8 protein-coding genes are annotated in these 12,409 nt (G+C 34.5%); 2 read left to right on the plus strand and 6 right to left on the minus strand.

Translation table 11 applies throughout. The annotated features are described in order from the left end of the window. Positions 1 to 69: 69 nt before the first annotated feature. From QP953_RS10620 to QP953_RS10645, 6 genes are all read right to left on the minus strand, one after another. Positions 70 to 1,713 (minus strand): CHASE domain-containing protein, encoded by a 1,644-nt coding sequence (locus QP953_RS10620; RefSeq protein WP_309554971.1) that lies wholly within the window; start codon positions 1,711 to 1,713, stop codon positions 70 to 72. Between the two features lie 201 nt (positions 1,714 to 1,914). Beyond that, complete coding sequence (locus tag QP953_RS10625) at positions 1,915 to 4,668, minus strand: SPOR domain-containing protein (RefSeq protein WP_052598735.1); 2,754 nt, start codon at positions 4,666 to 4,668, stop codon at positions 1,915 to 1,917. A gap of 1,238 nt (positions 4,669 to 5,906) precedes the next feature. Then, positions 5,907 to 6,455: a hypothetical protein gene (locus tag QP953_RS10630; RefSeq protein ID WP_052598734.1), complete on the minus strand. Its 549-nt coding sequence runs from the start codon at positions 6,453 to 6,455 to the stop codon at positions 5,907 to 5,909. A 105-nt stretch (positions 6,456 to 6,560) separates the two neighbouring features. Beyond that, entirely contained in the window at positions 6,561 to 7,682 is a 1,122-nt protein-coding gene (locus tag QP953_RS10635) for a cysteine desulfurase family protein (protein ID WP_309554973.1), read from the minus strand. A 205-nt stretch (positions 7,683 to 7,887) separates the two neighbouring features. Then, positions 7,888 to 9,276, minus strand: a complete 1,389-nt coding sequence (gene glmM, locus QP953_RS10640) for a phosphoglucosamine mutase (RefSeq protein ID WP_052598733.1) — start codon at positions 9,274 to 9,276, stop codon at positions 7,888 to 7,890. A 455-nt stretch (positions 9,277 to 9,731) separates the two neighbouring features. Continuing rightward, the gene (locus QP953_RS10645; protein WP_309552816.1) at positions 9,732 to 10,733 is read right to left on the minus strand and encodes a transposase; all 1,002 of its coding nucleotides are present in this window, start codon (positions 10,731 to 10,733) and stop codon (positions 9,732 to 9,734) included. Between the two features lie 384 nt (positions 10,734 to 11,117). Here QP953_RS10645 and QP953_RS10650 point away from each other — a divergent pair, with 384 nt between their 5' ends. Then, positions 11,118 to 11,915, plus strand: a complete 798-nt coding sequence (locus QP953_RS10650) for a hypothetical protein (RefSeq protein WP_309554975.1) — start codon at positions 11,118 to 11,120, stop codon at positions 11,913 to 11,915. A 12-nt stretch (positions 11,916 to 11,927) separates the two neighbouring features. Then, positions 11,928 to 12,266, plus strand: a complete 339-nt coding sequence (locus QP953_RS10655) for a LytTR family DNA-binding domain-containing protein (RefSeq protein ID WP_052598730.1) — start codon at positions 11,928 to 11,930, stop codon at positions 12,264 to 12,266. Positions 12,267 to 12,409: the final 143 nt, after the last annotated feature.

A 12,409-nucleotide genomic window follows, 5' to 3' on the forward strand; every position in this document is an offset into this window, starting at 1 on the left:
TAACTTCGGTGTGTGATTATGATTATCAGTAAGCTTTTTAGATTGTTGTTGCCTAGTTAGGGGAATAAGTTATATTATTTCTTTAAATAAGATAATATAGTGGGTGCCAGAACCTGCATCAGATTTTTCAATCGTGCCACTCAGTTGGCGAACCAATTGACGAATTAACTTCAATCCAAGTGATTTAGTTGTCTTATAGTTGATCTCGTCTGAGAAGCCTTTTCCATTGTCTCCAATTAACAATTTAAAGGTAGGATATTTTTGAGGAATAATTGATATATATACAGTTCCTTTTTGGTGTTGGTTCAAGCCATATTTGAGGGCATTGGTAATAATTTCATTAATTAATAAGCCCAAGGGAATAGCCGTATCAATATTTAATTTCAAGGTTTGAGGAACATCAATAGAAACTTCTAATTGGTGATTAGAGCCTAGAATGGATTGAATTAAGTAATCAACCAATTTTTGAAGATATTCTCCATAGCTAATGGTGGACAAATTTTCAGATTGATACAACTCCTCATGTAAAATAGCCATTGTATTGATTCGATATTGACTAACGCTAAAAATCTCTTTTATTTTGGGATTGTCAATATTACTAGATTGCAAACTGAGCAAGCTGGTAATTACTTGCAAGTTGTTTTTTACTCGATGATGAATTTCTTTGAGCAAAACAGCTTGTTCCTTATTGGCTTCATTCAATTTGTACGTTCTGCTAGCCACCTTTTTTGCTAAATGAAGTTCTCCGTTAGCATTCATATAAACCATTACAATTAGTAAGAAAGTAATCAGAAAGCCTAAAAATAAACAAGCGTATGAGATGGGTAAATGAGGGTATCTTGTCATTGCTATATTAGGATTGCAATACAGTTTCCAAACTCGTCCACATAAGGTTACATCGAGACTATCACAAGGAGTATCTGTGTTTAATTTAGTATGACTGTTATTAAACATAGGGGTTATATTCCATAAACTATCGTAAATGGAAATATCTAATACTTGCAATTCAGATTTCAAAATTGTGTGAATGAAATCTTCCATATAGTAAACACCTAACAAGATACCTTGGATATTTTGAGGGGTTGTCACAGATTTTGCTACAAGAAAGGAGTAGGTATTCGCTTTGTTTTGCACCAATTGCAACGGAGGGGAGACAGAAATAGCATTTGATTCAAGGCTGTTTTTGATAATAGCATATCGTTTGGGATCTGAACTCAAATCATAACCAATGACCAATTTATTCAACGTTTTGGGCGCAATATATTGTACGGGATAATAAAAGGCTTTTTGGGGACTAACATCCAATGATTTTTTTTCAAAATTTGCTGCCAAAATATCGTGTTCCTCAAAACCTTCATTTTTCAATTTTTGGTTGTATTGTTCTCTATCAGCATCAAGGATTCGAGGCGCCCATTCTAGTGCTTTGATGCCAGGTAAATTTTTTAGAAATGGAAGTGTGAAGGCATCAAAAACAGGACGAGTAACACTATCTGCGGTTTCAAATAGCAACTGTAAAGAGGTAATAGCTAAACTAACTTTTTGGAGTTCTTTATTGATTTTTGTTTTTGTTTCTTGAACAGCTTGTTCAACTAATTGCTGATTACTAGTTAGTTTGGTAACATTAATATAGTGAAAATTTGCAATAGATAGACTAATACCAATAAGTAGGATAACTAAAATTCGTAGATTTCTATTTCGCCTAGTGCGATGCATATTATTATATAAAAGTGCTTGATGTTTGGTGTATGATCTCTCTAAGATACGATTAGACTTTGATATCTTTATGGTGCTGGGGTAAAATTTTTGCTTATTATTATAAAATAATAAGTATGATAGCTAGCTAAAAAACTAACTAAAAAAGCGTTCTGATTATTACAAAATCAGAACGCTTTCTGCAAAGTAAGAAGGCAATGATTAGTTGTTCACTACATCGCTGATATTAACACGAACACCATTTTTGAATGCAACAATAAACGGTGATTCGACTCCTTTTTCTTTTGCTTTTGAACGAGCAACACGTGCTTCATCCAATGTTTTGAAACTAGCAATATAAACATAAGTCAAGCCATTTGATCTTTTTTGTTTTTCAATCAATCCGAGGTGACTAACATTGCTAAAAGAAATATCAGAAGCATCTTTAAATGCTCCTAATTGAACCTTAAAGGCAACAGTTGGTTCTGCAGGCAAGGACACGCCTCTAGCCGTAACGCCTTCTGGTAATTTATCATTGGTCCATGTGTCCAATTCTTTTTCTCGTATAGTAGGTTGTTCTACAACAGTAGGGGTACGTTCTTCAAAATTATTATTAACAGGAACATCATCCAAAACAGGTAATGGCTTGCGTTCTGGTAAAGGATAAATAACTTGAGAGCTCAAAGCAATGCGCCCGCCCAAGTGGTTGTTGTCTAACTCAACAGGTACTTTAAAGGCATCTCTATACGTCTTGCGAATTTCAGCCAAAGATTTGTTTAAATGCGCTTCATCGGCAAATATACCAACTCTAAAGGCTTTTTTATTCCCTCTTGGTTCTGTGATAATGTTTCCATATTGCTCTAATTCCAAACGTTCTTCAGCTGTTAAATCTGTTGCAACCAAAGCTTGAATTAAATATCCCTTACTAGGCATTGGAGCACCATTCGATTCATAAGAGAATGTTTTCCCTGTTGATCTAATTGGATTGATTAGTTCTTCGTCTGTTGGACGCCCCACGTTAGTTAGAGGTGCTTCAGCATCAATTACATTACCGTATTTGTCTCTATCTAACATTGGAGATGCCATCATAGCACGAGTTCCTAACAATGTCTTTTTGCCACCATTGCCTGTATTGACATCAAAAACAAGATTTTTGAAACCTGCCTTAGAAATTGCGATAGTATAGTCGTGTAATGGATCTAAAATAACCGAATATTCACCATAATGATTGGTTGGGTCTTTGATCTTATTTTCTTCTCCCGTACGAAGGTTTTTAATATAAACTGTTGCGTCCTTGATCGGACGTTTGGTCTCTTTATCAATAACAGCTCCAATATAAAAATTCATACTACAAGGTATCGTATTGCCATTTCCTGTTGGGCTAACAGTTGGTTTATTACCAACAGTAGGCGTGGTCACTACAGTAGTTGGTGGAACTGTATTTGTATTGGTTGTTCCTTTATTATACCCATCAATAGGTGGGTCTGTTTTACCAGAAGTAGGTTTGTAGCCTCCTGTAGGAGTTTTGGTAATTGTACCAGAAGTGCCTGAAACAGTAGAGTTATTCGGTACTTTAGTTCCACCTATATTACCATTTGTATTCGTATTATTATTGTTGTTCGGTTGATTGGTATTGTTGTTATTCGCTACAACAGGATCTTTAACAGGAATAGCTTTTTCTTTCTCATTGATGAGTGGCATCAAGTCCTGGCTAGCATTCATCAAGCCATTATAAATATCATAATAACCATCTCTGTTAGAAGCAAAATAGCCTGTTCGAGTAGCTGCATCGTAGACAAAGTACATATCATCATGTGAAGAATTAACTTGATTGCCTAAGTTGCGGACGTTTTTCCAAACACCAACTTCTTTTTTTGCACGAAATACGTCAAATCCTCCAAAACCTTTGTGGTAATCTGAGGAGAAAAATAGATAACCATCGGCACTAATGCTAGGACTCACTTCATCTCCAGCAGAGTTTACATTAGGTCCTAAGTTTTGAGGTTGAGTCCACCCCGAACCTTGTTGATGAATGACCCAAATGTCAAAACCTCCATATCCGCCAGGCAAATTGTAGGCTGCAAAATAAATCGTTCTACCATTATTGGTAATATGAGGGAAAGAAGCAGCGTGCTCTTCTCCAACATGAGGAAACGGCTTGCCCATAGGAATATAAGTAAGGCTTTTCATACCATCGGCAGGCAGCGAAAGCTCCATTCCAACATTGATAAATGCAGATTCGTATAAGTGACGTACGCCATTAGCAAATTGACTATAAGACGTTACAGCCATTGTCTCTGTGGCATTGACAGCCAAAGGAGCAATATTGTTCTGAGGTGCAATTTCAATAGGATTTTTTACAATTTTTAATCCAGATAATTGTCCTCCTACACTTCTTGTTGCTTCATATAAATAGCTATCCGTGCTAGAAGAAGTACCACTATTGATTTTGATTTTTCTAGCAGAAGTAAAGTACAATTTACCTTTGTGTAAAAATGGAGCATAGTCGTCATAGGAAACATGGCTAACTCCTTTTTCCTTCTTTACGAGAAACGCAGATGAAAGCGTTTTTTGTTTTTTTGCAAAAACACAAGCTGCTTGTGCTTTTTCTGCACGAGCCTTATTCTCTTTGGCATATTTTCCAAAAGCAAGAATTGCTTCATCATACTTTTTGTTCGCTTGCAAAACTGTTCCATAATGGTAATAGTTAATAGGAGCAGTATTGGGATTCTGGCAGACTAGCTTGTATCTTTGCTCCGCTTCGTTCATTTTATTCAAGAAACGGTAACAGTTTGCTAATTTCATTTGCAAGTCTGTATTGCCTGGATTATCCATTACAGCACGACTGTAATGCAAGGTTGCCTCACTAAAGTTTCGAGCACCATAGGCTGTATTTCCTTTGTCCAATGGTGTTTGTGCATATACACTAACTGCAAATACCAAGAAAAGCACTACTAATAGGCTAGGCTTCTTCATAGTTTGTTGGTTTTTTATTTATAATCTGTTACAATTGATAGATTTTTTGAAAAAATAACAAATTATATTAATAATAATTAGTACTTCGTGGATTTTTTAGTTTTTTACAAAAAACTAAAAAATCATCTTTGCATCAGTTGGACTATTAATTATTTAAGGAATTAAGTAGTTAAAAGTATTATTTTGATAATCAAACTGATATGATTCTTTAGAAGTAATGAATAATAATAATAACCGTTTATAAATTCAATACTTATAGGAAAAATTAGACCATTTATAAGTAGTAAAATATATAGACGATTTACAATAAAATTAGTAGTTCACTATTTTGTTCAATAGTTAGTCACACTGCTCCTTCGTGATCGTTGAAACGATGTGGTAACAACGTAGTTGACTAAGCAATAGTTGAGCAGGCTTGTGCAAGTGGCACAAAAAACACCGATCTTAGGGGAGCAAGCTCACGATGGAAGGGTGTTAATCAACATTATTATAAAAAAGTAAATTAATACAATTTTTAGCGAACCATTGATTTAAAAGAAACAAAAAACAATGTCTAGCATACAGACACAGGTCTTTCTAAGTTAAAGTATACAATTTTACAAAAAAATACGCAAATTGCCTATAACTGTACTACAAAATAAACTATCCAATGATATGGGCACTATAAAAACAGTGTTTGTTAGCGAATAAACCTTGTGTATTAACGACAAAAAAGTAGGCATTATTTTGTACTCAAATAACTGATGTATATCAAGTGTACAAGAATGGTGCTAGATTGTGTGGCGTAAAGATTGGTTGAGTATTTGGTCAAATGCGAGGAATGTTTGGTTGCAATGAACGCTTATCTATAAAAAAAAATCACTATTCATCCTTGAATAGTGATTTAAAAATCAAATGTGGGTAACATTTTATGAATTTTTGATGTATTTTCTAACCATTTCTACAACAGCGACTAATACGACTGAACTAATTACTTTTCCTATAAATTTCATTGTTATTGTGTTTTAAATTGAAGAATGTTTTTAGTTAAGATCACCAGAATATAATGTTCTGATCAAATCTGATAATAAACGACAAGGTTTATTATTTATTGGACTCATATGCATTCTTATAACAATCTAAAACAGCAATAAGTTTTCATAAAAGGCTAGTTTTTGCCCTTTTAGAGGTAGAGATAGCAATAAATAGTTCGTTGTGCTGCGATTACGCGGTTACTGTGAAATCATACTGCTGTCGTTCTATTCAAGACCACCTTTATATTTGAAAATAGCCTCCTCTTTTTGTTTTACATACAATCCATTGGCAAATACACGATTGCCAAAACCACAAGAGAACGGACTACCTTTTTCTTGTTTTAACTCAATTGTGTGATCATTATTAAACGTAAATGTAATGGCACAAGGATCTTTTTCTGAGTATTCGCTGGTCTTAAATACGGCTGTATTGTTTTCTAACTTTAAAATTCCCGTTGCAGTACCTGAATTGTAATTAGGCGCACCAATATTGATATCTAATTCAAATTTTAGAGAATCATTGTCCTGCTCTTCAATTACTAGATAACCACCACCTTCGGCACTTTCTTGGTCGCCAAAGATATAGGTTCCTGTAATGTTTTCTGGAGGAACATTATTATTGCTAACAGCTTTTAAACTTGCAGAACTATCTACTTGCATTGTTGTTGTGCTATCTATACTATTGGTAGAGGAATTCGTTTCGGTAGAATTTCCGCCACAAGCAACTAACAATAGAGAAATTAAAACTAAAGAAAAGTTGGTTAGTAGTTTCATAGATGGATGTTTTGTGACTAGAATAAAAAAAGACTTGCTTCCAAATTACGAAATTTAGGAACAAGTCTTTAGCATTTTTTGTTTAAATGTGTCTATCGCTTTTAATTACACAATTTCTTTCAGTTGAGCGATGGTGTAATCAACTTCTTCTTTTGTATTTAAGTGAGAGAAAGAAAAACGAACCGAATGATAACCATCAGGGACGCCTAATGTTGCTAACACTCTTGATTCCTTGACAGCACCAGAATTGCAAGCAGAACCGCCAGAAGCACTAATTCCTTTTAGGTCTAATTTGAACAATAGCATATTTACTGGAGTGTCTGTTTTAAAAGAAACATTTAGCACTGTAAATAAGTATTGACCAGCATAATCGCCATTGATAATAACATCGGGAAAATTAGCCTTTAGTTCTTGAATAAAGTAATCTCGAACGGCTTCAATCTCAACCCTTCTTTCTTCCAAATGTTCAATAGCTTGTTCTAAGGCTTTTCCTAATCCAATAATGCTAGCCACATTTTCTGTTCCTGAACGCACTTTTCGTTCTTGTCCTCCACCATCGATATAAGCATCAATAACATTTGCTTTATTAACATACAAAAAGCCAACGCCCTTAGGACCATGTAATTTGTGACCAGATCCCGAAAGAAAGCTAATATTAAGTTGGGAAACATCAATCGAAATATGTCCAATAGATTGAACGGTATCGGTATGAAAATAAGCGTCGTACTGTTGGCAAAGCTCCCCGATTTTGTCAATTGGATTAAGAGTTCCAATTTCATTATTGGCGTGCATCAACGAAACTAAGGTTTTTTTAGAGCGATCTTTTAGCAAGGTCTCTAAATGATCCAAATTAGCTCGACCTGTTTTATCTAGTTGTACCAACTCAATCTCAATATCTTCTTCCCGCATACGATTCACGGTGTTGAAAACACAAGAATGCTCGATTGGGCTAGAAATAATACGCTGAACACCCAAATCACGAACAGCACATTTGATAGCCGTATTATTAGCTTCTGTACCTCCAGAAGTAAAGAAAATTTCAGAGGTAGATGCTTTTATAGCTTGGGCTACAATTTTTCGAGCACGTTCTACACCTGCACGAGCCGTTCGCCCTTCTTGATGGGTAGAGGAGGGGTTGCCATAATTATTTTTGAGATAAGGAAGCATTGCTTCTAACACGGCATCACACAAAGGTGTGGTAGCGGCATTGTCTAAATAGATACGCATAATATGATAATTATGAAGGACATCTATATACATTTAGTGTCCAATAAAACTAAATAGTTATAATGTAAAAAGTCTTTTGGTAAAATTATATTTGCTAATTATACTGTAAAGAAGCTATTCCTATGCTTAAAATAAGAAGCTAAATCAATGCCTTTTGAACATTTCTAATGGTACTTTTTTATAAAAAATAAGTAACAAAGGTCTTCTAAATATCTCCTTTTAGAATAGCACTCATATCCATTTTGATTTTGTTAGCTAGCGTTTCTGCTGTAGTAACCGATTGACTTTCTGTGTAAATACGGATGATGGGTTCTGTATTTGAACGACGCAAATGCACCCAATTTTCGTTTAGGTAAATTTTTAGTCCGTCTACGGTGTTTTGTGGATATTGGTGGTACTTTTCTTGGAGTTTGTCCAACAACTCTATGATATTAATTTCTGGAGTAAGTTGTATTTTATCTTTAATAATGGTATAAAAAGGGTATCTACTTCTCAATTGTGATACAGATTTGCCAGTTTCAGCCATGAAGGATAGGAATAGAGCAACTCCTACCAAAGCATCTCTACCATAGTGCAATTCTGGGTAAATAATACCACCATTGCCTTCGCCACCAATAATAGCATTGGTTTCTTTCATAGTTGTGACAACGTTGACTTCTCCTACCGCAGAAGCTGTGTAAGTGCCACCGTGTTTTTTAGTAATTTCATTCAAGGCTTGTGTCGACGATAAATTGGAAACGGTATTTCCTTTTTGGTGCTGTAGAACATAGTCTGCAACAGCCACCAAAGTATATTCTTCCCCAAACATTTCTCCTGTTTCGGTAACAAAGGCCAAGCGATCTACATCAGGATCAACAGCAATTCCTAAATCAGCTTTATGAAAAACGACTTCTCTAGCCAAAGCCACCAAATTAGAGGGCAAAGGCTCTGGGTTGTGAGCAAAACGTCCGTGCATTTCATCATTAATTGCAATTACTTCACATCCCATTTGTTCCAAGAGAGGAACAACAGACAAAATACCTGTAGAATTAATACAATCTACAACTACTTTGTATTGTTTTTCAACTACTTGTTCTCGTCGCACAAGGTCTAAATCAAAAATAATATCAATGTGCTTTTGAATATAGCCAACTGCTTTTTCGTAACGTCCTAAAGCATCAATAGAGGCATATTCGACCTTGCCAGAGCTAATTAAATCCAAAATATCTTGCCCATCGTTGGCAGAGATAAACTCTCCAGAACTATTCAAAAATTTTAAAGCATTCCATTGTTTTGGATTATGGCTAGCTGTAATAATAATTCCTCCTCCAGCTCCCTCAAGAGAAACGGCAATTTCGACAGTAGGAGTAGTAGACAGACCGATATCCATTACATTGATACCCATCATGCGCAAGGTGCCGCAAACTAGTTGGTTAACAATATCTCCTGAAATTCGTGCATCTCGACCAACAATGACCAATGGATTTTGAGTTGTTGTTAAAACCCATTGTGCGTAGGCTGCTGTACTTTCTACAATGTCTTGTGCTGTTAGATTCTCTCCAGTGTTTCCACCAATAGTACCTCTAGTTCCCGATATTGATTTTATTAAAGCCAATCTTCTATGTATTAAGTGTAGTAATAAAGTTTTTTTGGATACTTTGCTAGTCAAATCAATGGATAGAAAAGTATTAAAGTATGTGATTTTAAGTGTGCGAGAATTGCTTTGAATGCTTGACGATTTATTATCGCTATGCACTAAAAATATTGTAAAATGAATAATGTGATGCAATTACGGTCTTAAATTCGCACAAAAATACGCTTTTTTCTGGTATCAATAGCCTATTTTCTAAAAAGAAAATTATCAAATGCCTCAAACAGCTTCAATTGATTATAATTTAGCCAATTAAGGTCTAAGAAAAGTACTCTAAACATTTTTTTGTAAAGAAAAGAGCATTTTTTCACTATTTGACCTCTATTTATTGCTTTAGTTTCGTTAATTTTAGAGAAGAAGGCTTCTTGGAGCATTTCTTAACGTACTATTTGAAACCCTACATAAAAACTTAGAAAAAACTAAGACGAGTTCTTTGAAAATATGAGAGAAAAGACGAAAGGGATTTCCCTTTCAATAAAATAATGAACTAATTTTAAGCCCAATGTAAAAATTGAAAACTGTTGATTTTGTTTTTCTTGAACTTTCTTTTTTACTGGACTGTTTTGATGTAAAGCACCAAATCCCATAATAAAACAAAAAGCTAATGCACCAACAATCAACAGATTAAATATGTCATAAGCTTCCTTTAATCTTGTTTTATGCATATTAAATCCTCTTGATTTGAAATCTTTGAACATGGTTTCAATTGAAAAACGCAGTTCATATTGCCTTATAATTTCAAAGGGGTCATCTAGATTACTAATCAAAAATATTGGCTCATCATATTTAGGATCATGCCAATGCAGAAAATTTACATCTTGAATTTTCTCTTTAGAAAACTCAACAGATGGGATAAACAAAAATGTTTCTCCATCTGGTACTTTTGTAAATCGAGGTTTAAAACAGTCTCCTTGCTCATGTAAAATTGTATTCTTGGCTGTTCTTACAGCATATTTCCAGCCTAACTTTAGGCGACATAATTGCTGTATAGATGCTCCATCAAACTCTCCATCTCCTAATAAAGTCACTTTAGTTTGAGTAAAAAGAATCGGTTTTAAGATTTCGGCTGCTTGTTGAATAATGTCTAAATGCATTTGTTGGGGGAAATGTCCTTTACGCCCTTTTCTGATTACCCAACAAATAGGAATACTACGTTTTTTCCAAGCTAGACTGACAACAAGAGCGACATGTTTACTTCCCATTTGACTCCCATCTATTACTAAACTAATGTCTTGATTATTATTCTTTTTGGATAAAGCAAAACGTAAAAATGCAATTAGAAAGGGAAGATAATGTACCTTGTAATCTGTCCACTTATTTGACAGAAATCGTTTGGCATGAACAACTCGACTTGCGGCATCTATATCTTGAGGTAAACCACTACCTATATCTGGCAAATGGCTACTTTTTCGTTTAATCATTCCTGTCACTAAGCCACACAAAGTGTTCAAACGGCTTAGTGCATGCCCCGATGGCTCTTGCTGATATAGACTTTTTAAACTATCTTTGACTTGTGAAAAAATCGTTTTTTTTCATATTGACAGGTTTTGTTTGATATTCGCATTACAAATATGACCTGTCTTTTTCTTTTCTCTACCTAATTTTCAAAAAACTTCTTCTTTTCTTTTTATGTAGGGTTTCAAAACGTACTATAAATTTATACAAAGGACAGCAGTAATGGTTTGGAAAAGATGTTGCGTTAAAATATCAATTTTTCTTGTCTTCTTTTCTGTCACTTACTTAAGCTAAATTATTAGTAATAAACGGTATATTTGTTCCTATTAAATGAACTCAATTGATTTAAAATGCAACAGTCTAATTTTTTAAATTATAAGATTACTTTCTTTCTCTTATTATCTATCTTATTTTTTGCTTGTGAACGCATTGTCGAGACCTTGGCACCAATAGATTTTGAATATTATCCTATAGAAGTAGGGAAATACAAAACTTATCAGATAGATTCTATTGTATACGACGAATATAATTGTACAGTTCAAACGACTACTTATCAAATAAAAGAAGTTACAGAAACAGAAACGGTAGACGGAGAAGGTGACCCTGCTTTTGTGATTAAACGTTATTTTAGAAAAACAAGTAATGATGCTTGGGTCTTGTATAACATTTGGACAGAAAAGATAGAAGGTGACCAAGTACAACGGGTAGAAGACAATCAGCGGATGATAAAGATGGTGGCTCCAATGCAGCAAGATCGTCGTTGGGATGGAATTGTATACATTCGAAGAGATACTTTGGTGCCTATTCGGGGAGGTTCTATTGATATGTTTAAAGATTGGGATGACTTTGTATGCGAAGATATTGGTGATAGCTTTGTAGATACCTTGTCCAATACAATTTACCCAGATGTTGCCAAAATTGTTCAAGTAGACAAAACGAATAACATCGAACGTCGATTTTCGACCGAAGTTTATGCCAAAGGGATTGGTATGGTGTACAAAGAAATGCGCATTTTAGATACACAATGTCGCCCTCCAGGAACTTGTACTGGAAATAGTGACATTGGCTCTTGTATTGGGACACCTTGGCATATCAAAGCAGAGAAGGGGTTTATCTTAAAGCAATCCTTGATTGAGCACAATTACTAATATTTAGGAGGTATGGATACAAACAGCTCTCAACATCATTTTACATTTATCAAGTCGAATAAAAAATACATAAAAATCAATTTAGACGAAATTACGTATATCAAAGGTCTGGGGAATTATGTCGAAATTTATATGCAATTGGGCAAGCGGTATATTTACTACAAGGCTTTGAAAGATTTGATAGAAGTCTTGCCGCCGCATTTTATGAGAATACATAATTCCTATATTGTTAACCTAATGGCAATTGACGCACTTGAAGATAATCACATTTATATTAATAATGATAAAATATCCGTAGCTAAAAGTTATCGAGATTGCCTAAAAAAATCAATCGAAGGATTGTTGCTTTAGTAGATGGTTTTTTTAGAAGTTATATCCAATAAGATCATTTGTGGAAAATCAAAAACATAAAGAATAAGGCAAAGTAAATAAATACAGGGTTCAACTAAATAGTAGCTTTGCAGAACAGCGTAAGATCATCTAATTTGTGCCTA

It is taken from the genome of Aureispira sp. CCB-E, assembly GCF_031326345.1.
Lineage (GTDB): Bacteria > Bacteroidota > Bacteroidia > Chitinophagales > Saprospiraceae > Aureispira.